20 protein-coding genes and 6 pseudogenes are annotated in these 23245 nt (G+C 31.1%); 4 read left to right on the top strand and 22 right to left on the bottom strand.

The genetic code is table 11. From position 1 onward, the window contains the following. Positions 1-19: 19 nt before the first annotated feature. Entirely contained in the window at positions 20-1210 is a 1191-nt protein-coding gene (locus FBF22_RS03355) for an acetate kinase (RefSeq protein WP_002864740.1), read from the bottom strand. Positions 1211-1223: 13 nt separating this feature from the next. After that, entirely contained in the window at positions 1224-2729 is a 1506-nt protein-coding gene (gene pta, locus FBF22_RS03350; RefSeq protein WP_002864739.1) for a phosphate acetyltransferase, read from the bottom strand. Positions 2730-2818: 89 nt separating this feature from the next. Here pta and flgH point away from each other — a divergent pair, with 89 nt between their 5' ends. After that, on the top strand, positions 2819-3517 hold the full coding sequence (gene flgH / locus FBF22_RS03345) for a flagellar basal body L-ring protein FlgH (RefSeq protein ID WP_002864738.1): 699 nt from the start codon (positions 2819-2821) through the stop codon (positions 3515-3517). Positions 3518-3546: 29 nt separating this feature from the next. Here flgH and ispG read toward each other — a convergent pair whose 3' ends face one another. Further along, a complete protein-coding gene (gene ispG / locus FBF22_RS03340; RefSeq protein WP_002854766.1) occupies positions 3547-4620 on the bottom strand; it encodes a flavodoxin-dependent (E)-4-hydroxy-3-methylbut-2-enyl-diphosphate synthase in 1074 nt (357 codons plus the stop codon). A 145-nt stretch (positions 4621-4765) separates the two neighbouring features. Between ispG and FBF22_RS03335 the strand changes: the two are divergent. Beyond that, positions 4766-6161, top strand: a pseudogene (locus tag FBF22_RS03335) (DUF2972 domain-containing protein). Positions 6162-6170: 9 nt separating this feature from the next. On the opposite strand, the gene FBF22_RS03330 reads toward FBF22_RS03335, so the two are convergent. The 4 genes from FBF22_RS03330 to FBF22_RS03315 are packed head-to-tail and all read right to left on the bottom strand — an operon-like array spanning position 6171 to position 8902. Next, positions 6171-8024 (bottom strand): primosomal protein N', encoded by a 1854-nt coding sequence (locus FBF22_RS03330; protein WP_002884657.1) that lies wholly within the window; start codon positions 8022-8024, stop codon positions 6171-6173. Next, the gene (locus tag FBF22_RS03325; protein WP_002852324.1) at positions 8006-8443 is read right to left on the bottom strand and encodes a prepilin-type N-terminal cleavage/methylation domain-containing protein; all 438 of its coding nucleotides are present in this window, start codon (positions 8441-8443) and stop codon (positions 8006-8008) included. Before FBF22_RS03325 ends, FBF22_RS03330 begins: the two co-directional genes overlap by 19 nt. Further along, positions 8440-8682 (bottom strand): hypothetical protein, encoded by a 243-nt coding sequence (locus tag FBF22_RS03320; protein WP_002854947.1) that lies wholly within the window; start codon positions 8680-8682, stop codon positions 8440-8442. Before FBF22_RS03320 ends, FBF22_RS03325 begins: the two co-directional genes overlap by 4 nt. Then, complete coding sequence (locus FBF22_RS03315; RefSeq protein WP_002852327.1) at positions 8672-8902, bottom strand: hypothetical protein; 231 nt, start codon at positions 8900-8902, stop codon at positions 8672-8674. Before FBF22_RS03315 ends, FBF22_RS03320 begins: the two co-directional genes overlap by 11 nt. Positions 8903-9055: 153 nt before the next feature. Here FBF22_RS03315 and uvrB point away from each other — a divergent pair, with 153 nt between their 5' ends. Further along, the gene (uvrB, locus tag FBF22_RS03310; protein ID WP_002884660.1) at positions 9056-11029 is read left to right on the top strand and encodes an excinuclease ABC subunit UvrB; all 1974 of its coding nucleotides are present in this window, start codon (positions 9056-9058) and stop codon (positions 11027-11029) included. On the opposite strand, the gene FBF22_RS08615 is transcribed toward uvrB, so the two are convergent. The 15 genes and pseudogenes from FBF22_RS08615 to FBF22_RS03260 all read right to left on the bottom strand — a co-directional run bounded on the left by FBF22_RS08615 (position 11024) and on the right by FBF22_RS03260 (position 21859). Beyond that, complete coding sequence (locus tag FBF22_RS08615) at positions 11024-11155, bottom strand: hypothetical protein (RefSeq protein ID WP_256379349.1); 132 nt, start codon at positions 11153-11155, stop codon at positions 11024-11026. The two genes, uvrB and FBF22_RS08615, sit on opposite strands and share 6 nt — an antisense overlap. After that, positions 11142-11495: a hypothetical protein gene (locus FBF22_RS08475; protein ID WP_237914540.1), complete on the bottom strand. Its 354-nt coding sequence runs from the start codon at positions 11493-11495 to the stop codon at positions 11142-11144. The genes FBF22_RS08615 and FBF22_RS08475 overlap by 14 nt, the downstream gene beginning before the upstream one ends. A gap of 36 nt (positions 11496-11531) precedes the next feature. Next, positions 11532-11770: pseudogene (locus tag FBF22_RS08470) on the bottom strand (DUF4118 domain-containing protein); the annotation flags it as partial. 23 nt (positions 11771-11793) lie between these two features. Next, positions 11794-12819, bottom strand: a complete 1026-nt coding sequence (locus FBF22_RS08465) for a sensor histidine kinase KdpD (RefSeq protein WP_237914538.1) — start codon at positions 12817-12819, stop codon at positions 11794-11796. A 122-nt stretch (positions 12820-12941) separates the two neighbouring features. Then, positions 12942-13559 (bottom strand): potassium-transporting ATPase subunit KdpC, encoded by a 618-nt coding sequence (gene kdpC / locus FBF22_RS03300; RefSeq protein WP_002884662.1) that lies wholly within the window; start codon positions 13557-13559, stop codon positions 12942-12944. 1 nt (position 13560) lies between these two features. Beyond that, a pseudogene (gene kdpB / locus FBF22_RS03295) lies at positions 13561-15621 on the bottom strand (potassium-transporting ATPase subunit KdpB). Then, positions 15614-16804: pseudogene (kdpA, locus tag FBF22_RS03290) on the bottom strand (potassium-transporting ATPase subunit KdpA). The pseudogenes kdpB and kdpA overlap by 8 nt, the downstream one beginning before the upstream one ends. Beyond that, on the bottom strand, positions 16804-17091 hold the full coding sequence (locus FBF22_RS08610; RefSeq protein WP_250499438.1) for a potassium-transporting ATPase subunit KdpA: 288 nt from the start codon (positions 17089-17091) through the stop codon (positions 16804-16806). Before FBF22_RS08610 ends, kdpA begins: the two are co-directional and overlap by 1 nt. Positions 17092-17116: 25 nt before the next feature. Then, entirely contained in the window at positions 17117-17320 is a 204-nt protein-coding gene (locus FBF22_RS08605) for a potassium-transporting ATPase subunit KdpA (protein ID WP_002864731.1), read from the bottom strand. A gap of 9 nt (positions 17321-17329) precedes the next feature. Beyond that, a pseudogene (kdpF, locus tag FBF22_RS03285) lies at positions 17330-17513 on the bottom strand (K(+)-transporting ATPase subunit F). Positions 17514-17654: 141 nt separating this feature from the next. Then, positions 17655-19075, bottom strand: a pseudogene (locus FBF22_RS03280) (anaerobic C4-dicarboxylate transporter). Between the two features lie 163 nt (positions 19076-19238). Next, a complete protein-coding gene (locus FBF22_RS03275; protein WP_002885600.1) occupies positions 19239-20489 on the bottom strand; it encodes an RNA polymerase factor sigma-54 in 1251 nt (416 codons plus the stop codon). Then, on the bottom strand, positions 20489-21217 hold the full coding sequence (gene lptB / locus FBF22_RS03270; protein ID WP_002855252.1) for an LPS export ABC transporter ATP-binding protein: 729 nt from the start codon (positions 21215-21217) through the stop codon (positions 20489-20491). The genes FBF22_RS03275 and lptB overlap by 1 nt, the downstream gene beginning before the upstream one ends. Beyond that, positions 21210-21617, bottom strand: coding sequence for a tRNA (adenosine(37)-N6)-threonylcarbamoyltransferase complex ATPase subunit type 1 TsaE (gene tsaE / locus FBF22_RS03265; protein WP_002858585.1), 408 nt, complete (start codon positions 21615-21617; stop codon positions 21210-21212). The genes lptB and tsaE overlap by 8 nt, the downstream gene beginning before the upstream one ends. Next, a complete protein-coding gene (locus FBF22_RS03260) occupies positions 21614-21859 on the bottom strand; it encodes an RNA-binding S4 domain-containing protein (RefSeq protein ID WP_002860004.1) in 246 nt (81 codons plus the stop codon). The genes tsaE and FBF22_RS03260 overlap by 4 nt, the downstream gene beginning before the upstream one ends. Before the next feature lie 154 nt (positions 21860-22013). Here FBF22_RS03260 and FBF22_RS03255 point away from each other — a divergent pair, with 154 nt between their 5' ends. Continuing rightward, complete coding sequence (locus FBF22_RS03255) at positions 22014-23234, top strand: argininosuccinate synthase (RefSeq protein ID WP_002867646.1); 1221 nt, start codon at positions 22014-22016, stop codon at positions 23232-23234. Positions 23235-23245: the final 11 nt, after the last annotated feature.

The following is a 23245-nucleotide window of genomic DNA, read 5'->3' as shown; positions in this document are numbered from 1 at the left end:
TTTATATAGTTTTTAAAATTTAATTTTTACCGATAAGTTCTTCTGTGATTCTAGCGATTTCTAATTCTTCATCTGTAGGAATAACAAGCACTTTAAGTTTAGAATTTGCATGATTTATCATTCTTTCGCCCGAAATCCTTTGTTTGTTAAGTTCAAAATCTAACTCGATACCAAGATGAGCTAATCTCTCGCATACTTTTTGTCGAACCAAACTATCATTTTCTCCTATACCACCTGTAAAAATAATAGCATCGGTTTTTGGCAACACAGCAAAGTAGGATCCTATATATTTAACAAGACGATAACAAAACATATCAAGAGCCAAGCGTGCTTTATCATTACCTTGTTCTATCTCTCTTTCTATATCTCTAAAATCATTATAACCGCAAATTCCATATACTCCACTTTTTTTATTCATCAGTGTATCTATTTCTTCTATAGTTAAACCCTTAAGATGACTAACAAAAGGTAAAATAGCAGGGTCTAAATCTCCACAACGCGTTCCCATAATAAGTCCTTCAAGTGGAGTAAAGCCCATAGAAGTATCCATACTCTTACCTTTTTCTATAGCACATACACTTGCACCATTTCCAAGATGAGCAGAGATGACATTTAATTCATTTTGATCTTTTTGAAGAAATTTTGCCGCTCTAGAACTAACATAAGCATGAGAAGTCCCATGAAAACCATATCTTCTAATATTATGCTTATCATAAAAATCATAAGGCAAAGCATACATATAAGCAAAATCAGGCATAGTGCGATGAAAAGCTGTATCAAAAATAGCTGCATTAGCAACACTAGGTGCAGCTTTGATCATTGTTTTTATACCTGCTAAATGCGCAGGATTATGCAAAGGAGCAAAAATACTAACCCTATCTATCTCTTTAAGAACATAATCATCCACTAAACAATGCTCGCTTAAATTTCTTCCCCCATGAACTATACGATGACCGCAGCCATCAAGCGCATTTAAATCTGCTAAAATTCCTGATTCTTTAAAAAGCTCATTAACTATACTAAGGCCTTCTTCGTGATTATTTATTGTTAATTCTCTTTCAAAACTTTCATTATTTAAAGTATTTTTTAATACAACCTTTGAATTTTGCTCTCCAATTTTTTCTACCAATCCACTGGCTTTAACGATTTTATTATCAAAAAATTTAAATTTAATCGATGAAGAACCTGAATTTAAAACTAAAATTTTCATTTATCATTCCTTTCTATTGAGCTTGTATTGCACTTAAAATTACGGTATCTACAATATCATCTACCAAACATCCACGACTTAAATCATTAACAGGTTTTTTAAGACCTTGCAAAATAGGACCGATTGCTAAAGCATTAGCAGTTCTTTGAACTGCTTTGTAACAAATATTTGCTGCGTTAAGATCAGGAAAAATATACACATTTGCATGACCTGCTATCTTAGAATTTGGCATTTTCTTTGCTGCAGTTTTTGGATCATAAGCGCAGTCAAACTGCATAGGACCATCTATATTCAACTCAGGATATTTTTCTTTAGCAATCTTTAATGCTTCTTTTACAAGATCTACGCTTTCTCCTTTACCGCTATCACCACTAGAATAAGAAAGCAAAGCTATTCTTGGTTCAAGTCCAAAAGATTTAGCAGTCATAGCACTTACATAAGCACTAGTTGCAAGCTGTTCGGCAGTTGGACTTGGATTTACAGCACAATCAGCAAAAGCTAAAACTTGATCTTCAAGCCCCATAAAGAAAATTCCTGAAACAGAACTAATACCTTCTTTGGTTTTAATAAGCTGTAATGCTGGGCGAATCGTTTCAGCTGTAGTAGTTGATGCTCCACTAACCATAGCATCAGCTTTTCCAGTATGTATAAGCAAAGTTCCAAAATAAGTTTTATCCTGAACTAGCATCTTAGCCTCTTCTAAACTCATGCCTTTAGATTTTCTTGCTTCATAAAGAATAGAAGTAAATTCTTGATTATATTCTGAATTAAGTGGATTCATAATTTGCATAGCACTTAAATCAAGACTTAATCTAGTAGCATCTTGTTTGATTTTTTCTTCATCGCCCAATAAAATAAGATCAACAACTTTACTTTTTAATAAAATTTCAGCAGCTTTTAAAATTCTCTCATCATTACTTTCTGGCAAAACAACGGTTTTTTTATTTTTTATACTTTGTTTGATTAATTCATATTTAAAACGATGAGGAGTTATAAAATCATATTCTTTAAGTTTTTGCACTTCTTCAAAATTAAAATTTTCATTAATCAAAACATAATTACGACCATCTAGAGCATGATCAAAATATTTTTGAGCTATAAGTTTATCTTCATCGTTAATAATAGCAGCGATAGGGGTATTAAGATTTTTAGCCAATTTTATACTAAGATCAAATCCATCAAGTATTCCAAATTCGCAAAAACTATTTACAAGCACAAAATCGTATTTGCGTTTTAACTCTTCGTATTCTTCTAAAATAACATTAAAAAAATTATGAGGATCTTTGCTAAATTCCTCCATTGCCTCTCTAAAGGTAAAACCATAAGCGCTTTTTACGGTTTGATTGATATTAAATTCTTCCAACCAACCCTGCAAAACAGGAACGCGATGTATGTATATCACAGGGCAATAAATTGCGATATTTTTGTAAATTTTGCTATAATTTTTAAGCAAATTTGTACTAATAATAGTATTTAACTCATCACTTCTAGATCTCATCAAATAAAGATTTGCCATCATTTTCTCCTTGAATTTATAAATGTGGAACACTCTTTGCTTTTTCTAATTTTAACAAAGAAAAATAAAAATTCATATTTTAAAGGACGAAAATGAAAAAAGTTTTATTTTATGTGTTACCGTTTGCATTTTTTGGTTGTTCTGCAACGGTTGATCCGCAAATTTCAATGAAACCACCTGCTTATGTAGAAGAACTTGCACCAAAACAAAGCAATAATGTAGAAAGTGCACCAGGATCGCTTTTTGGCAAAGGGGATAATCCTTTATTTTCAGATAAAAAAGCTATGAATGTAAATGATTTAGTTACAGTTGTTATACAAGAAAGTACCACTCAAAGCACACAAGCTAATAAAGCAACAAGTAGAACTAATACCTCAAATTTAGGCGGAGGTGCTTTAACAGGAAGTTCAGGAGTGGTAGCTAATGCTCTTAATAAAGTCAATGCTTATTCTAATATAGGCTTTCAAACCAATAGTTCAAACAACTACACAGGAACAGGCTCACAAAGTAGAAATGAAAGTTTCAATACTACAATTTCAACACGTGTAATTAAAATTTTATCAAATGGTAATTATTTTATCGAAGGTTCAAGAGAGCTTTTAATCAACGGAGAGAAGCAAATCATACAATTAAGCGGTGTTATTCGTCCTTATGACATCGGTCAAGACAATACTATAGATAGTAAATATATAGCAGATGCTAAAATTCTATATAAAACAGAAGGAGAAGTGGATAGAAGCACAAGAAAACCTTGGGGTAGTAAAGTTATAGAAGCGATATGGCCATTCTAAAAGCAAGGTTAAACCTTGCTTTTAGGCTTTTATTCTTTTACAGCCCTACTTTTAACCTCATCTTCAACTTCAGCTAAAAATCTATCTACAAGTTCACTTTCTTTTAATTTAGCTACAACTTCACCATGTCTTATGACAAGTCCTTGATTTTTCCCAAAGGCTATAGCCACATCAGCGCCCTTGGCTTCGCCTAAAGCATTTACCACACAACCCATGACACTGATGTTTAAAGGTTCTTTTATATGCTTGGTTTTTTCCTCTACGATTTTAATCGCACTTAACAAATCACTTTGAATCCTACCGCAAGTTGGACATGAAATAATATTTACTCCGCTTTTTTGTACTCCGCTATCTTGCAAAATTGCTCTTGCTACACGAATTTCTTCTTCAAGCTCACCCGTCATAGAAACACGCATAGTATCGCCTATACCTTTAAGAAGTAAATTTCCTAAAGCTATAGAACTTTTTACAGTGCTATGAAATTTAGTTCCTGCTTCAGTTACCCCTAAGTGAAAAGGATAATCACAAAGCGGTCTTAATCTCTCATAAGCTTCTATAGTTTTTTGAGCATCTGAAGTCTTCATGGAAATTTTAATATCAAAAAAGTCTAAATCCTCTAAAAGCTTGATATTATACATCGCACTTTCTAGCATGGCATCGACACCATAACCAAATTTATCACTAAATTGTTTTTCTATGGAGCCGTGATTTACACCGATGCGTATAGGGATACCCCGTTCTTTACATGCTTTTACCACTTCTTTAATATTTTCTTTAGAGCCTATATTGCCAGGATTTATACGCACGCCATCGATAAATTCAGCACAATATACAGCCAAATTATGATTAAAATGAATATCTACGATTAAAGGTAGAGGACTTTTAGCTTTAATCTCTTTTAAAGCCCTTGCATCAGCCATATCCAAGCACGCCAAACGCACTATGTTTGCTCCTGCAAAATAAAGACGATTGATTTGTTCTAAAGAACCTTCTATATCTCTTGTTTTAGTAAAAAGCATAGATTGAACTGAAATGGGTGCATCACCGCCTATTAAAACATTTCCTACTTTGATTTGTCTGGTTTTAAATCTTTTATACTCCATAACTTCACTCTTTGAAAAATTTTAATATCAAATTTTAACTTTTTATTGCTTTAATTAAAGTTTATTTTTGATAATATATTTAAATTTCATGACATTTAAATATTTATGAATTATATATAAATTAAATACAATTAAAAGAGGTTATATGCAAAATCTTTTACTCTATATAAAAAATAACCTAACTCCAACCCTAGCTCAAATTCTTTTACAAGCTTTAAAAAATTCGAATAATGAAAAATTTTTTACCTTTGTTTTGAAAAATATTGAAACAATTTGCACTTGGCTCAATTCTAACGAATTTAGGGATAGATATTTATCAACAAAACATCCTTATCCACCTTTAATCAATCCTAATTTTATAGAAATAGATTCTAGTCGACATTGCGCAGAATTAGCTTGGGATTTAAATTTACCCCTACCTAAACACTATAAATTTATCTATATTTCTCCACATGGCGTTGGAGCAGCAGCATTTTTAAGATACCTTAATCAATGTTGCGATGTAACTTGTTTTGCCTCCTGGGTTTTACCACCTGATAGCAAAGAGAGATATTGTATTAATTACATGTGTCTAAATGATAATACAATTGCTCAATATGCTATTAATATATCAGAAATTAATCTACCTTATTTTGATAAATATCTATCTTTATTAGATTTTAATTCTAAGATTATTTGCGGAGTTCGAGATCCAATAGGACTTTTAAAGCATAGCTGGGGAAGAGATTGGAGTAAAGTTTTAAGAAACTATCCCCCTGAATTTAATCTAACTTATGATTGGCGTTATTACATCAACTATCTTACTCATCAAAATCATAAAATTAAAATCGATATAAATGAACTACAACAAGGAGTTTTTATCATCTCTTATTTATTAAAATATTTTAACAAAGACAATGTATACTATCTTGATATGGAAGAAATCCGCCAATCAAAGGCCTTCGATACCATGAATTTACTTGCTATAAATTTTAATTTTACCCCCCCCCCATAAAGATAAATTAGATTTATTTAAAATTAAAGAATTTAGAGGTTATATTCGCTATCTTTTTCCTATTACACTTTATGCAAATTCTAAAGATATTAATAACACCTTTTATCTCAATACTCCTAAAAATAATAAAAATTTCAATATTGATAGAACTTCTAGCATTCCCATAATTTTAGACAGAAAACATATCAATCATGAAAAAATAGACATAATACAAGAAATTATAAAAAACGACCTATGTAATGATATGGGTGTATATATTGATAAAAATGATTTTAAGCAATTAGAACAAAACAATCTTTTATTTTCAACAATTAAACATTATTTGTATGATTTTTTATATCAAATTAAAATAACCATAGATGAAACAGAATCAAAAATGATGAAAGAAAAAGATGTAATAGATTATTTTATAAAAAATAAATCACTTATTTACACTTTTTTTAATATATTTGAAAATGAACTAAATCATTTAAAACAAACACATCCTCATATTATTGATTCTTGGAAATATTATAAAGAATTTGAAAAAATATACAAAGATAAATAATCATATCACTTACACAAAATCAATAGGATCAATATCCGCACTTGCATTTTTAAATTGCAAAATATAATTTTCAATTGCCACTAAAGCTTTATGATTTTCACTTCTAAGCAACAAATAAAAACGATATTTTCCATACAGCATTTCAACTCCACAAATTCCATAGCCTACCAATTCTACCTGTTTGATATTTCTAAATTGAGAAGCAAATTTTTCACAAAGTTTTTGTGCACTTTTTTGATCTTTATCTTCTATAAGAACTCTTAAAAGGCGTTTAAATGGGGGGTAAAGATCTTTTCTATTTTCTAACTCATCTTTTAAAAAAGCATCATAATTCTCTATATACCTTTCAAAAAAAGCTCTATTTTTTGTTTGCAAAAGTACTCTTGCTTCGCCTTTACGCCCTGCCCTGCCTGCAACTTGCATAGCTAAAGCTAAAGTTTCTTCACTCGCTCTAAAACTAGGACGCAACAAATATTCATCAAGCCCTAAAATCACACTCAAATCCACACTATGATAATCATGTCCTTTAGCAAGCATAGAAGTGCCAATAAGTATATCGATCTTATTTTCATTAAAGTCTTTTAAAATAATATTAAGCTTTTTAACGCTTGTGATTTCATCGCTATCAAATTTTGCTATTTTTGCTAAAGGCAAAGCATTTTGCAAAAGCTCTAAAAGTTCAGCAGTCCCCATTTTTCTAGCTTCTAACATTTCTCCTTTGCAACTTGGACAATTTTGCTCTATTAAAGAAGTATAATTACAATAATGACATTTTAAAACATTTTTCTTTTTATGCATACTCATAGCAATAGAACAAAAAGGACATTTTATCGTTTCCCCACAATCCTTGCAAATGATTTGCCTAAAATTAGCCCTTGTAGGTAAAAACACTATAGCTTGTTTTTGATGTTTTAAACTTTTTTCTAATTCGCTTAAAAGCATAGGCGTTATACCAAGCTCATTTTCATCATATAAAAAATGCTTTTTACTCTCAAAAAAAGTTCCTTTTAGTCTAAAACTTTTTTGTTTGTAAAAACTCGTTAAAGATGGGGTTGCAGAACCTAAAACCACTTTAATATTATTTTTTTGACCCAAAAAAAGTGCTAAATCTCTCGCATTGATAAAAGGCTGATTAGAAGCCTTATAAGAATTATCATGTTCTTCATCTACTACAATAAGTCCTAAATTTCTAAAGGGTAAAAACAAAGCCGATCTTGCACCCGCTACTAAAAGCACTTCTCCCTTGCAAAAACGCTCTAAATATTCTTGCTTTTTTTTCTTTGAAATTTTAGAATGCCACAGGAAAAAATTATCCTTAAAATACACTTCTAAACGCTTTTGCATTTGTGGAGTAAGTGCGATTTCTGGCATTAAAAGCAAAGCTTGCTTACCCTGTTCTAAACACTCTTTTATCAAAGAAATATAAATTTCAGTCTTGCCACTACCCGTATCAGCAAAAAGCAAGGAATTGTTTTCTTTTTGAAGAAAACTTAAGGCATTTTGTTGTTGATTGCTTAGCTTAGGGGTATCTTTAAAAAACATTTTTTGACATTCATACTTAGGACTAGTTTCGAAAAAGCCCAAAACAAAACCAAGTTTTGAAGCATAATAATAAACAATAAAATTTGCCAATTCAAGTTGCAAAGGAGTTAGAAAATACTTTGTAATTTCTTTAATTTCTATAGTTTTAAAATCAGGTTTTTGACATTCTTTAAGTACGATGGCTTTAAGATTTTTTTTAGATTTTAAATCCACTAATACCTGTGTTAAAGGTTTGATTTCATCAAAACTATGAAAAGTTAAATTATCCAAATACAAACCACAAATTGCAAGTTCATAATATCTTATATCAGATCTTTGCATCTAGAACTTCCTATACACTTTAACAAACCTTCTTTAGAATCATAAATAAATTCAACCATCTCTTTAGCATTTAATGCAAATCTATAGTGATTTTTACCTATTTTTATCCAAGATTTAAAATCAGAATAAATAGGTGTATCAAGCAAAGAATAATCACAATCATTTAAACAATAAAAGAGTTTTTCTTTGGCTTGATTGTTTTGCGCATTATCTAAAATTTCTGGAAAATTTAAATTTTTAAGTCTCATTTGACTACGCATTAAAGCAAGAGCTGAGCTTAGCATTTCATAGTCCATTTTTAATTTTAAAATTTTAACCTCATCTTTTGTAGTATTGATAAAAGATAAAGATAAGCTTGACAAAATTCCCAAAATCAAAATCACAAAAACAAGCTCAAGCAGAGTAAAAGCTTTATTCATTTTGTCGGGAGTTCTTCATTGATTGCTTTTATTAGTTTCTTAAGTTCTCTTTCTAGAATATAATTTTCATAACTTTTTTTAACAAACGCATCTACAAAGCGTTTAAGTTCTATTTTTTTAGTACCCCCTGAAATCAAAGCGATATCATCTTCTAAAAAATTTGCAAATTCTTCACTGCACTTAACAATGAAATCTTTTGCATTAACATTAACAATGACTTGTTTTAGATTATCTGCCAAGAACAGCCTCTATTTTCTTATAAATATCTTCGCTTTCTATATTGCGAGATTTAAGTTCTTCTTCTAAACGCATGATTTGATTACTTTTTGCTTCATTTTGTGCTTTAACGCTTACAAGCTCATTTCTTAAAGCCTCATTGGCTTCGCAAACTTCGTTATACTTTTCAATTAATTCATTTACTTTATCTGTCATAGTATTGATTATTTTTTCATCAAACATATTTTTGCCTTCTTAAAAAATTTGTAATTTATGGAAAATATTATTTGATATTGTAGCAGAAAAAAATTTAATTTTAGGTTTTTATTGTCAATTAATTTTTAATTAAAGCATTTTCTTTTAAAATTTTTTCAAAAATAAAAATAAAGTAGAAAAATGTTAGAACTTACCAGCGAATTTAAACCTAGTTCTGATCAACAAGAAGCCATAAAAGGTATAGTAAAAAGTATAAAAAAAGGCAACAAATATCAAACCTTACTAGGCGTTACAGGAAGTGGAAAAACCTTTACCATGGCAAATGTCATTAAAGAACTTAATATGCCCACTCTTATCATGAGTCACAACAAAAGCCTTTGTGCACAACTTTATAGCGAATTTAAAGGCTTTTTTTCTAAAAATCATGTGGAATATTTTATATCTTATTATGATTATTATCAACCTGAAGCCTATATTCCACGCACTGATGTTTTCATAGAAAAAGACAGCTCCACTAATGAAGACTTAGAGCGTTTAAGACTGAGTGCTACTGCTTCTCTTTTAAGTTATGAAGATGTAGTTTGCATAGCTAGTGTTTCGGCAAATTATGGACTTGGTAATCCAAATGAATACATAGGCATGGTTTTAATCTTTGAACTAGGTATGCAAATTTCACAAAAAGAACTTTTAAAAAAACTTGTAGATATGGGTTATAAAAGAAATGATAATTTTTTTGATCGTGCAGATTTTAGAGTTCAAGGAGATATTATAGACATTTATCCAGCTTATTATGAAGATGAAGTAGTAAGGCTTGAATTTTTTGGCGATGAGCTTGATGCTATGTATCATTACAATGTTTTAGAAAATAAAAAAGGCAAAGATTTAAAACGCTTCATACTCTATCCTACAAGCCAGTTTAGTGTAGGTGAAACAAGACTAAAACAAGCGATAAAAGACATAAAAGCAGAACTTAACGAACGCCTTGCTTATTTTGAACATGAAAATAAACTCGTAGAATATCAACGCCTTAAACAAAGGGTTGAATTTGATCTTGAAATGCTTACAAGCATAGGAATGTGTAAAGGAGTTGAAAACTATGCAAGGCATTTAACAGGGCTTAAAGAAGGTGATACTCCTTATACGCTTTTTGATTATTTTGCGATTAAAGATAGAAAATTTCTTGTTATAGTCGATGAAAGCCATGTATCTTTACCACAATTTAGAGGTATGTTTGCAGGAGATAGAAGCAGAAAACAAACCTTGGTAGATTATGGTTTTCGTTTGCCTTCAGCCTTGGATAATCGTCCTTTAATGTTTGATGAATTTATCCATAAAAATTGTCAATTTCTTTTTGTTTCAGCCACACCTGCACCTTTAGAACTTGAACTTAGCAAAGAAAACATCTTTCATCAAATCATGCGTCCTACGGGACTGCTTGATCCTTTAATAGAGTTAAAAGATAGTGATAATCAGGTTGAAATTTTATTTGATGAGGCTAAAAAAGTCATACAAAGGAATGAACGTGTTTTAGTGACTGTGCTAACTAAAAAACTCGCTGAAGAACTTACAAGGTATTATTTAGAGCTTGGTATAAAAGTCAAATACATGCACTCAGACATCGATGCTATAGAACGCAATGAAATCATAAGAGATTTAAGAAGCGGTGCTTTTGATATGCTAATTGGCATTAACCTACTTAGAGAAGGACTAGATCTACCTGAAGTTTCACTCATTGCCATTATGGATGCAGATAAGGAAGGATTTTTAAGAAGCACTACAAGTTTAATCCAAACCATGGGAAGAGCAGCTAGAAATGTCAATGGTAAGGTTTTGCTTTTTTGCAAAAAAATCACAAAATCCATGCAAGAAGCTATGGATACCACAAATGAACGCCGCAAACTTCAAATGGCTTATAATAAAAAATACAATATCACGCCAACTTCAGTCAAACGCCATATTGAAGAGAGTTTAAAAAATGAAGAGGATTTAGGCGAAATTTATCGCAAAGGTAAAAAACTAGAAAAAATGCCTGCTAGCGAAAGAGCTAAACTTGTCAAAGAGTTAAGAAAACAAATGCTTGAAGCAGCTAAAGCACTTGAGTTTGAAAAAGCTGCTGCTATTAGAGATGAGATTAATAAATTAAGGGATTTATAATAAAAATATATCCCTTGTTCTAACTCCTGCCTCATTAAGTAAAGCACTTAAAATTTCATACTGAAAGTCTTGCAAGGGACGTTTTTCTTTTAAAACTATACCTATAACCCCTTTAGTTTTTCCCATCTTCTATAGGTAAATACATAGCATTAGCATTAGGCAGGGTATTTGTACAAACACCTGCTCTTTCTTTATTTGTTGCAACCCATTGAGCAATAGCAATCTCATCAGCACTAAAACAATTTTTTAACATTTGCTTATCATCGTTAAAAAACAACAAAGATTTCGATAAAATATTGTTTTTATTTATAGGATAAATAATAATAGGCAAATTTAATAATTTTAAAGCTTGATTTCCAAGTTGTTCCCAAAGCTCTTGTTTGCTTTTCACTCTTGCTAAATTTTCACTATTTTCAAGCAAAATAGCTGTTCTATAAGCTCTTTTAGTGAGTTCTTTAGATTGCAATTTTAATCTTCTAGTAAAAACAGCTGTTAAAAATCCAACTATAAACATGGTTGTAAAAGTAATAATATTTCCACTATCATGAACTTTAAGACTAAAAATAGGTTCTAAAAAAAATTATAAATCAAAACACTTACCAAAGAAGAATAAAAGGCGAAAATTTTATTATCAGAAATAAAAGAAGAAGCAAAAACTGCTAAAATAAAAATCATAACCATATTACTTGGCTGAGTATTAAATTTATGAAATACAAAAGCTATAAAAGTTGCTAAAAGCAAAACTCCTGTGATTTTTAAAAAACCTAAAAAATCAAAACCTTTTTTACTTCGTATTTTAGGAGTAGAAATTTGATTTTCATTAACAAGATATAAATCAATATTGGGTGCTTTTTTAGCAACAGCTTCAAAAATCTCTTCTTTAAACTTTTTTTATCTTTATTTTTACCTAAAACAATTTTAGAAACATTGCTAAGACTTGAATACTCTGCAATTTGTCTTGCTATATCATCATCATATACGCTAATGATTTCAGCATCAAAACTTTTAGCTAGTTCTATATTTTCTTCTAAGGCTTTTTCTTCTTTAATATTGGGATTTTTTATATAAAGCGCACTCAATTTAGCATGAAAAGCTAAAGCAAGTCTTGCAGCCGCACGAATAACCTTTGCATTTGAAGCATTAATACAAACTAAAATATGCTCTCCAGTATGATAAGCTAAATCATCATTAATAAGCCTTTGTTCACTTGCTCTTAAATTCACTCTTGAAGCAAGTCTTCTTAAGGCAATCTCACGCAAAGCTATAAGTCTTTCTTGGCGAAAGAAATTTTCAAGTGCTAGTTTGGCTTGTTTTTCCTTATAAATTTTACCATCTTGCATTCTTTTTAAAAGCTTATTAGGTTCAATATCAACAAGTTCAACCTGATCAGCCTCATCAAAAATACGATCAGGAATACGCTCTTTAACTTCTATCTTACTGATATTAGCGACTAAATCATTTAAACTTTCTAAATGCTGTATATTTAAAGTAGTATAAACATCAATCCCTGCTTTTAGAAGTTCTTCTATATCTTGAAAACGCTTTTCATTACGCAAGCCTTTAGCATTAGTGTGTGCAAGCTCATCTACTAAAACCAAAGCAAGCTTTCTCTTAAGGGTAGCGTCTAAATCAAATTCTTTTAATACTATATTTTTATAAGGAATTTCAAGATTAGCTATACTTTCAAAACCTTGTGCTAAAGCCATTGTTTCAGGTCTATCGTGAGGCTCTATATAGCCTAAAACAACATCAACTCCATTATCCCTTAAAGTTCTGGCTTCACTTAACATAGCATAAGTTTTTCCAGAACCTGCAGCATAACCTAAGAAAATTTTTAATTTTGCAAGTTTGTTTTTTTCTTCTTCCTTAGCTTTAACCTCAAGTTTTTTAGAATTTGTTCAGGACTTTGTCTTTACATGTTTATTCTTTTTTCATGGCTTTTAGTAATAGCTATATTAACGGCTAAAACATTAACCTTTTCTTCCCCAAAAATCCCTAAAAATTTAGACTCTGTATTTTCTTGAATGATTTTTTCTAATTCTTCTTTGATGATTTTTGAAGATTGACTTATCCTAGGAATTTGCACTAGGGCTGCTTGAAGACTGATATGAGGATCAAATCCTGATCCTGAAGCGCTTAATAAATCCAAAGGAATTTGTTCTTTTGTAATTTGCGGATTTTCATCTAAAAATTTTTGCAAATCTTTTTGCACACGCTCTTTTAAAGCAGGATTTGACATAGCATAATTAAATCCACCTGAACTTACACTGCTTTCATTTGTATCACTTGTATTGTAATTTGATACAGATGCTCTTGAATGTAGAAAATAAGGCTTATTAAAATCTTGACCCAAAAGTTTTGAACCTACCGCTTTGCTTATATCCAAAGTCGGACGACCTTCTTTACCCACTAAACTTCCACTTGATTGATAAGGAAAAATAAATTTTGCAACTGTATTTAAAGCAAAAGGATAAATAAGAGTACACAATATTAGCATTACCACAAAAAAACTAAGCAAAGTTCTAAGCATATCACACTCCTAAAATTCTAAGTATCCAAGCTGTAGGAATATCAATTATTTTTATCCCTATAAAAGGTGCTATCATACCACCTAAACCATAAATACTCAAATTTCTTAAAAGCAAATGCTCACTTTTCATAGGCTTAAATTTAACTCCACGCATAGCAATAGGTATGAGCAAAGGTATAATAATAGCATTAAAAATAAGTGCTGATAAAATAGCGCTTTGCGGGGTAGCTAAATGCATAATATTTAAAATTTGCATTTGAGGTAAAACCACACTAAACATAGCAGGTAAAATAGCAAAATACTTAGCAATATCATTTGCCATACTAAAAGTTGTAAGACTGCCTCTAGTAATAAGCAAACCTTTTCCTATTTCAACTACTTCTAAAATTTTAGTAGGATTAGAATCAAGATCTATCATATTGGCTGCTTCTTTAGCTGCTTGAGTTCCTGAGTTCATAGCTATACCTACATCAGCTTGTGCAAGAGCTGGAGCATCATTGGTTCCATCTCCTGTCATGGCTACTATCTTACCTTGGGCTTGTTCTTTTTTAATAGCTTCTATTTTATCTTCAGGCTTGCATTCTGCTATAAATCGATCAAGCCCTGCTTCTTTGGCTATAGTAGCTGCTGTTAAAGGATTATCTCCGGTACACATTAAAGTTTTTATGCCCATTTTTCTAAGCTCATCAAAGCGCTCTTTAAGTCCTGGTTTTACTGTGTTTTACTGTATCCTTTAGATAAATCACTCCTAAAAATTTTTTTCATTTTTACACACTACCAAAGGAGTACCACCAAGATTTGAAATTTCCATTACCTTAGTTTCTAAATCGCTAGGAATTTTTCCATTCATTTCGCTTATATAAGCTCTTATAGCATCAAAAGCACCTTTGCGAATTTTTATATTATCTTGCAAATCCACACCACTCATTCTATTTTGAGCGCTAAATTCGATAAATTCTTTAATATCATTACCTTCTAATTCATAACCCATTTTTTAAGCCAATGCAACTATGCTTTTACCTTCTGGAGTTTCATCTTTTAAAGAGGATAAAACACAAGCTTTAATCATTTCTTCTTTACTTATACCTTGGACTTCATAAAATTCATTTGCCAAACGGTTTCCAAAAGTAATCGTTCCTGTTTTATCCAAAATCATAGTATCAACATCACCACAACTTTCAACAGCCTTGCCTGAAAGTGCGATCACATTAAAACGCGTTACCTTGTCCATACCTGCTATTCCTATAGCTGATAAAAGCCCCCCCCCTATAGTTGTAGGAATAAGACATACAAGCAATGCTACTAACCATGAAATAGGCAAACTCACGCCTAAAAATTGCATAAAAGGATATAAACTTACAACCACCACCAAAAAACTCAAACTAAGTACAATTAAAAGAGTATTAAGAGCAATTTCATTTGGAGTTTTTTGACGCTCAGCACCTTCTACAAGATTGATCATTTTATCTAAAAAACTTTCCCCAGCTCCAACTAAAATTTTAATCTTTAAAAAATCAGTTAAAACCGTAGTCCCACCTGTAACAGAAGAAAAATCACCGCCCGCTTCACGCATAACAGGAGCACTTTCACCTGTAATAGCTGATTCATCAACACTTGCAGCACCTTCTATAATTTCTCCATCATTAGGTATAAGTTCACCTGCTTTAACTAAAACTATATCACCTATTTTTAACTCGCTAGAATTAAGCATTTCTTCACTGCCATCACTTTTTATGCGTCTAGCTTTAGAATCCTTTTTGCTTTGTCTTAAGGTAGCTGCTTGGGCTTTACCCCTTCCTTCTGCAATACTTTCTGCAAAATTTGCAAAAAGCAAGGTTACAAATAAAATAAAAGTGATTAAGATGTTATAAATTCTTTCATCAGAATTTCCATTAAACAAAGTAGGAAAAATACTTAAAATCAAAGTAAGAATCGATCTAACTTCCACCATAAACATAACAGGATTTTTTACCATAAAGCGTGGATCAAATTTTAAAAATGCTCCTTTTATGGCATTATTTAAAATTTCTTTTGCAATGAGTTTATTTTGTTTTTTAGACATTGACTCTCCTTAATGCCATAAAGATAAATATTCTGCAACGCTTGATAAAGTAAGCACTGGAAAAAAAGTAAGTGCAGCAAATATATATAATACAAACAAGCACAAACATAAAAGTTAAATTATCCGTTTTTAAAGAATTTGCAGTATTTTCTTGTGTATTTTTAGCCAAAAGCGATCCAGCTATAGCAAGCTGAGCTATTAAAACCAAATAACGCCCACAAAACATAGCAAAAGCTGTGCTTAAATTCCAAAATAAATTATCATCTTTTAAACCTTCAAGTCCTGAACCATTATTTGCTGCCGAAGAACTAAATTCATACAAAATTTGAGCCAAGTCATGAAAGCTAGGATTGCTTATACTATCTTTTGCAAAAACAACAGCTAATACACTTAAAACAAGGATTAATAAAGGATGGATAAGAATTACCAAAGCTATAAGCTTCATTTGTGCGCTTTCTATTTTTTTACCCAAGAATTCTGGAGTTCTACCTATCATTAATGCACAAATAAACACGGTTAAGAGCACATAAATAATCATATTCATAAGCCCTACTCCTTCGCCACCGAAAGCTACATTTAGCATCATATTTAGCAAAGTAGCACTGATACTTAATGGATTTAAACTATCGTGCATATTATTGACGCTTCCTGCAGTAAAAGCAGTAGTTACAGCACTAAATAAACTCGAACCATCTGTGCCAAATCTTATTTCTTTACCTTCCAAATTTCCCAAATTTGCATTTAAACCCAAAGAATCCAAATTTGGATTTGACATTTTTTCGCTAAAATAAATTAAAAGCAAAGAAATGATAAAAATAATCCCCATTGCACCAAAAATAACTCCCCCTTCTTTTCCCATAAGAGCAAAACCTTGTCTTTCTTTTCTATGATAAACCATCAATCCAAAAGCTACAACACAGGCACTAGGAATAAGCATCATGGATAAAATTTGCAAAAAATTTGTAAGTAAAGCAGGATTTTCAAAAGGCATGCTTGAATTAGCACCAAAAAAACCACCCCCATTTGTTCCTAAATGTTTTATAGACTCAAGAGCTGCAACAGGACCTGTGGCAATGCTTTGAAATTTATTTTCTAAAGTAAGCACGCTAAAATTTGCGTGATAATTTTACACCACGCCTTCAGAGATAAAAATTACAGCCAAAATAAAACTTAAAGGCAACATCAAACGCGTAATAATACGCGTAAAATCTTCATAAAATTTCCCATTTGCATACTACATAAAGCACGACAAAAAGCCATACAAGCAGAATATCCACTCGCACTTGAAACAAACATAGCAAGTAAAATGCCTGTATTTTGCGAAAGCAAACTTAAAGCACTCTCTCCACTATAATGCTGAAGGTTTGTATTTGTAATAAAACTAATTACAGTATTTAAATTCAAATCCCCTTTCATAGAATTTATCGAATTGGGATTTAAAAAAAGTTTATCTTGCAAATAAAAAATCACGAAAGAAAAAATAGCCACTAAGGCATTAAAAGCAATTAAATGCAAAGAATAATTTTTGCCAAGTCATATTTTTTCTATCAATTGCACAAATTTTATAAATTAAGTTATCAATTGGATTAAAAATAAAATCAAAAATAGTTTTTTTACAGCTTGCAATTTTATAAAGATAGTTTCCAAAAATTAAAGCCAATATAAAAGCTATAATCAGTGTTATTAAAATTTCTAGCATATTTTTCCTTTAAAATTTTTCAGGATATAATAGAGCATAAAATAAATAAAGAGCAAGTATTAAGCTTAAAACTAGTAAAAATATCATCCACATGTCCTAAGTTTGAATTTCACAAAAACGGATAAAAAACCATAAACTACCAAAAGCTAAAAGTAGAAGCAAAGATAATATCCATAGGATAGCCCTTTCTCATTGATTCAAAATAGGATTTATTCTATCCTTGTTAAGCTTATATTTTGATTAATACTAATTTTATGATTTATTTATAATTTTTATCTATATTAAATAAAAAGACAAATGAAGAATTTAGCAGGAAAAATCCTGCTAAAAATTGTTAAAGATAACCCGCTGCCATAGCGATAAAATATCCTGCTATACAAGAAGTGATTACACCTATAAGACCTGGTAAAATAAAACTATGATTGATAACAAATTTACCAATGTGAGTAGTACCTGATCTGTCAAATTGTATAGTAGCCAAATCGCTTGGATAAGTTGGTAAAATATAATATCCATAACAAGCAGCCGCAAAAGCAACAATCACACCAGGTTCAACACCAATTCCTAAAGCCAAAGGAACAAAAGCTGAAATAGCCGCTGCTTGAGAGTTTACAAATTTTGAAATTAAAAGAAGCATTACAGCATAAGTCCAAGGATGCTCTTTTACTATATCTCCAAGTACTGCTTTCATCATAGGAGTGTGAACTGCAAACATAGTATCAGCCATCCAAGAAATTCCAAAAACCGCAACAAGTGCTATCATACCTGATTTAAAAATTTCATTAGAGCCGATTTTCTTTGCATCTGTTTTAGTAAAGATGATAATCAAAGAACCTGCTAAAAGCATAAACATCTGAATAACTGAAACCATGGATAAAACATCCATTTTAGGATTGCCTAAAGCGTCTACTTGAGGAATGCCATTTTTTACAACTTGTCCCCAGTTTGGACGCAAGAAATCAAATACACCTAATAAAGCCACTAAAGCAATAGCTCCTAAGAAAATCCACATTGCAACCCAATTGCTTTTTGGAAGTTTAACACCTAAAAGTGTTTTAGAATCCCCATAAACATATTTTTTAAATTCAGGATCTTTAAGTTTTTCTTGAAATACTTCATCTTTATCCAAATCTTTTCCTCTAAACCAAGAAAAAATTCCCACACATAAAACACCAAAAAGCGTACTAGGTATAGTAATTTGAAGAAGATTGATATAGCCAAACCTGCTAATTTATGATTAGCATTTAAAAGCAAAGCAGTCAAACTCACAACAGCCACAGATACAGGAGATGCAATAATACCCATTTGTGATGATATAGAAGCTGCCGCCATTGGACGCTCAGGACGAATACCGTTTTTAATCGCTATATCATAAATAATAGGCATAATAGTATAAACCACATGTCCTGTTCCACAAAGTATAGTCAAAAAGCAGGTTACAAAAGGCGCTAATATTGTTAAAGATTTAGGATTGCGTCTTAAAATTCTTTCTGCTATTTGAAGCATAACATCCAAACCACCGCTTGCTTGCAAAGTTGCACTCGCAACCACTACCGCTAAAATTGTAAGCATAACATCTATGGCTGGTTTTCCAGGCTTTATATGAAAAGCAAATACAAGCATTAAAATACCTATACCACCAAGTAAACCAAGCGCTATGCCGCATTTTTTTGCACCGTAAAAAAGACAAATTAAAACGATAATGATTTGGATTGCAAATTGCCCTCCCTCACTAAGGCTTGTTAAAAAGTCCATTTTAACTCCTTTGAAAATTAATATTTAAAAACAGTTATTATTGTATCATATTTTTAAATTAAAGAATAATATTTCTAAAAATAAAACAATAATTTTTTATATTATTTAAATTAAATTTAAATATAAAACAAAAGTGTAATGGGTTTGATAGATTGATAGAATTTTATCCTTCAAGTTCATATAATTTTTTTCTATCTGTAGAGCTTGCTATATTAAGATGTTTGCGATATTTTGTAATAGTTCTTCGCCCTATATCGACTTTAAATTCTTCTTTGATTAATTCTAAAATTTTACTATCGCTTAAAGGTTTATTGCGATCTTCATTCTTTACTAAATTTGCCACAAATTCTTTAACACCTACATTTGAAGTCTCTCCCTCTTCATCAAGAGCAAAAGCAAAAAAATCACGCAAAGGGATAAGTCCTCTTTCACAACTTAAATATTTATTTGCCACAGCTCTTGATATAGTCGAAGCATTGCGTTCTAAATCAAGTGCTAAATCCTTAAAAGTCATAGGTTTTATCTCTTTTCCCATGAAAAAATCATATTGATATTCTACTATCATAAGCCCTATTTTATAAAGAGTAGCTTTTCTCATCGCTAAAGCATCAACTAAATTTTTTGCTTCTTTGATGTAATGACTTAAAAAATCATGCTCTAAACCATCAGTTTGGATTGAAATTTCAGGATAATAATCATCATTGATTTTTGCTTTAATTTCACCATTTTCTTTATAAACAAAAATATCAGGAACAATTATACGAGAATCTTCAAAATATTCCAAAAAAGGGGGAGTGCTAAAGCGCTTAAGTACAGCTAATGCTTCTTTATATAAAGGCTCTTTGGTATAGTTTTGTATATTTTCAAAATCCATAATCAACATTCTACAAAACTCATCAATATCTTCATCTAACTCCATATTTTCAAGAGCAAATAAAAATGCTTCTTTATAATCTTTAGCTCCCACTCCTACAGGATCTAAAAATTTAAATCTTGCTCTTACTCGCTCAATTTCTTCCAAAGAATACTCTTTTAAAAATTCTTCATCGTGTTCAAAATATCCTTCCTCATTTAAGCATTCTATAATTTTTTTTGCAAGTTCTTGAGATTTGCTTGTAGGAAACAAAGGAGGAAGAATCTGTTCATTTAAAAGCTCATAAACACTTTTTTTGGCAAGTCCTTTACTATCCACAAAAGCCGAATTTACATTATGTTTATAAAATGAATCAAAATAATTCTTACCCTTATCATGAGTTTGTATCGAATCTTGAACATTTAAGAAAGGATTATCCTCAGCAAATTTATCTAAATTTTCTTTTAAATCTTCTATGTTTGCTTGTAAAATCGGCAACCAAGAGCGTAAAGTTTGGGAAATTTTAGTCTTGGGTGCTTGGGTGATTTTTTGCTTTAACATCAATCAAGGAGTTTAAACTCCGCTCCTAAATAATACTTTTTCACATCTTTATTGGTTGCAATTTCATCAGCATTCCCACTAGCAAGTAAAGAACCTGATCTTATAACATAAGCTCTATCACAAATAGCCAAAGTCTCACGCACATTATGATCGGTAATTAAAACCCCAATCCCCAATCTTTTAAGCTCTTTAATTAAAGTTTGAATTTCAGCCACTGCTATAGGATCAACACCTGCAAAAGGCTCATCAAGAAGCAAAAACTTAGGTTCACACATCAAGCTTCTAGCGATCTCACAACGCCTTCTTTCACCTCCACTTAAACTTAAACCTTTCCTTAAACGAATAGGCTCTATACTTAAGAGTTCAAGCATTTGCTCAACTTTATCATGTAAAATTTTTTTATCTTTATAAAAAATCTGAGCCGCTAAAAGCAGGTTATCTTCTACACTTAAATCCTTAAAAATACTACTTTCTTGAGGTAAATAACCTATCCCTGATCTAGCTCTTTTGTTTAAAGGATCTTTTGTCACATCTAAACCGTCTAAAAGAACTTTTCCACTACTTGGGGAAATAAGTCCACATATCATATAAAAAGTTGTCGTTTTTCCTGCACCATTTGGCCCTAAAAGTCCTACAACTTCTCCGCTATTAACCTCTAAAGAAATTCCATGTATAATCTTAGTTTTTTTAATAATTTTTTCTAAATTTACAATTTCTAATTTACTCATAAATTTCATACTTTCTTTTGTCATCTTTAATGCTAATTTTAATCTGGATAGTAGAAATTCCAAATTTCATTAAAGTTTTTTTCAAATTTTCACCGCCCCATTCAACCAAATGTAAACCTTTTTCAAAAAAATTTTCAAATAAACCATTTGCTAAAAGTCCTTCTAAACCTTCTTGATAAATATCATAATGATAAATGCAAATATCATGATTTTCATATTTTTGCATAATGGAAAAAGTTGGAGAATCCACCCTTGCATCAAGACCAAGAAATTTAACCCAAGCTTGCACTAAGCTTGTTTTTCCACTAGCTAAATCTCCTTGAAGTAAAACAACACCTTCTTTAGGCATTATTTGAAGCATCGTTTTGATCTCATCTTTTGCTAAAATAAATTCTTTCATAATTTTACCACATATTCATTTTGTGCGTTTTTAGGAATACTTTTCGTACTAGGTATAGCTAGGACTTTATATTTTTGAGTGTATTCAGTAAAATGTAAAGTGATAATATCACCCACCTTAACCTCTTTACTCGCTTTAACAATAACGCCATTAATCCCCACTACACCACTTTTACACATATCTTCAGAAATAGCTCTTCTTTTCGTGATATTAACTACATTTAAAAATTTATCTACTCTCATAAAAGCAATTTTAGCAAAAAAAATCAATTTTTGGAACAAAATTTGCTTACGCCTTTGCTTTATTTTTTAAGAAAATAGCAAGTAAAAACTTTTCTTTAATGAAATTTGGATACAATTTTACAATTTTCAAATCTATTTTAACAAAGGATATCTTATGAAAAATGAAGTAAAAAAAGTAGTTTTAGCGTATTCTGGGGGGCTTGATACGAGCATTATTTTAAAATGGCTTCAAGATGAGTATAATTGTGAAGTTGTAACTTTTACAGCAGATATTGGTCAAGGTGAAGAACTCGAACCTGCAAGAAAAAAAGCCCTTTCTTTAGGCATAAAAGAAGAAAATATTTTCATTAAAGATTTAAGAGATGAATTTGTTAAAGATTATGTATTTCCTATGTTTAGAGCCAATGCGATTTATGAAGGAGAATATCTTTTAGGAACAAGTATAGCAAGACCACTTATAGCAAAAACTCAAGCACAAATCGCCCTGCAAACAGGTGCTGATGCAGTAAGTCATGGTGCCACAGGTAAAGGAAATGATCAAGTGCGTTTTGAACTTGGTTATCTTGCTTTTAATCCCGATTTAAAAATCATCGCTCCATGGCGTGAGTGGGATTTAAACAGTCGCGAAAAGCTCCTTGCTTATGCACAAAAACACGGTATTGATATTTCTAAGAAAAAAGGAAAATCTCCTTATTCTATGGACGCAAATTTACTTCATATTTCTTACGAAGGACTTGTCTTAGAAGATCCTGCACACGCACCTGAAGAAGATATGTGGAGATGGAGTAAAAGCCCAAAAGATGCTCCAAATGAAAGTGAAATTATAGAACTTGATTTCCAAAAAGGAGATTTAGTAGCGATAAATGGAGAAAAACTAAGTCCTGCAGGACTTTTAACCAAACTTAACGAACTAGGCTGCAAACACGGTATAGGACGCCTTGATATAGTAGAAAATCGCTATGTAGGTATGAAAAGCCGTGGTTGTTACGAAACACCAGGTGGTACCATACTTTTAAAAGCACACAGAGCGCTTGAAAGCATCACGCTTGATAGAGAAGCAGCACACTTAAAAGATGAACTCATGCCAAAATACGCGAGTTTAATTTATAATGGCTATTGGTTCTCGCCTGAAAGAATGATGCTTCAAGCCTTAATCGATGAGTCTCAAATTCACGCCAATGGCAGAGTAAAACTCGAGCTTTATAAAGGCAATGTGATAGTTATAGGACGCGAAAGTTCGAACGATAGCTTGTTTAACGCAGCTTATTGTACTTTTGAAGAAGATGAAGTGTATAATCAAAAAGACGCAGCAGGCTTTATCAAGCTTAATGCTTTGCGTTTTATCATCGCAGGAAAAAATGGAAGAAAATTTTAATAAAGGAATAA

The organism is Campylobacter sp. CFSAN093260 (assembly GCF_012890095.1).
Lineage (GTDB): Bacteria > Campylobacterota > Campylobacteria > Campylobacterales > Campylobacteraceae > Campylobacter_D > Campylobacter_D jejuni.
This window is presented reverse-complemented; position numbering and strand designations above follow the sequence as displayed.

Coding starts and splice junctions, on each gene's coding strand:
- FBF22_RS03355 (WP_002864740.1), bottom strand. CDS start 1,210: ATGAAAATTTTAGTTTTAAATTCAGGTTCTTCATCGATTAAATTTAAA.
- pta (WP_002864739.1), bottom strand. CDS start 2,729: ATGATGGCAAATCTTTATTTGATGAGATCTAGAAGTGATGAGTTAAAT.
- flgH (WP_002864738.1), top strand. CDS start 2,819: ATGAAAAAAGTTTTATTTTATGTGTTACCGTTTGCATTTTTTGGTTGT.
- ispG (WP_002854766.1), bottom strand. CDS start 4,620: ATGGAGTATAAAAGATTTAAAACCAGACAAATCAAAGTAGGAAATGTT.
- FBF22_RS03330 (WP_002884657.1), bottom strand. CDS start 8,024: ATGCAAAGATCTGATATAAGATATTATGAACTTGCAATTTGTGGTTTG.
- FBF22_RS03325 (WP_002852324.1), bottom strand. CDS start 8,443: ATGAATAAAGCTTTTACTCTGCTTGAGCTTGTTTTTGTGATTTTGATT.
- FBF22_RS03315 (WP_002852327.1), bottom strand. CDS start 8,902: ATGTTTGATGAAAAAATAATCAATACTATGACAGATAAAGTAAATGAA.
- uvrB (WP_002884660.1), top strand. CDS start 9,056: ATGTTAGAACTTACCAGCGAATTTAAACCTAGTTCTGATCAACAAGAA.
- FBF22_RS08615 (WP_256379349.1), bottom strand. CDS start 11,155: ATGGGAAAAACTAAAGGGGTTATAGGTATAGTTTTAAAAGAAAAACGT.
- FBF22_RS08465 (WP_237914538.1), bottom strand. CDS start 12,819: ATGTTAAGTGAAGCCAGAACTTTAAGGGATAATGGAGTTGATGTTGTT.
- kdpC (WP_002884662.1), bottom strand. CDS start 13,559: ATGCTTAGAACTTTGCTTAGTTTTTTTGTGGTAATGCTAATATTGTGT.
- FBF22_RS08605 (WP_002864731.1), bottom strand. CDS start 17,320: ATGCTAGAAATTTTAATAACACTGATTATAGCTTTTATATTGGCTTTA.
- FBF22_RS03275 (WP_002885600.1), bottom strand. CDS start 20,489: ATGTTAAAGCAAAAAATCACCCAAGCACCCAAGACTAAAATTTCCCAA.
- lptB (WP_002855252.1), bottom strand. CDS start 21,217: ATGAGTAAATTAGAAATTGTAAATTTAGAAAAAATTATTAAAAAAACT.
- tsaE (WP_002858585.1), bottom strand. CDS start 21,617: ATGAAAGAATTTATTTTAGCAAAAGATGAGATCAAAACGATGCTTCAA.
- FBF22_RS03260 (WP_002860004.1), bottom strand. CDS start 21,859: ATGAGAGTAGATAAATTTTTAAATGTAGTTAATATCACGAAAAGAAGA.
- FBF22_RS03255 (WP_002867646.1), top strand. CDS start 22,014: ATGAAAAATGAAGTAAAAAAAGTAGTTTTAGCGTATTCTGGGGGGCTT.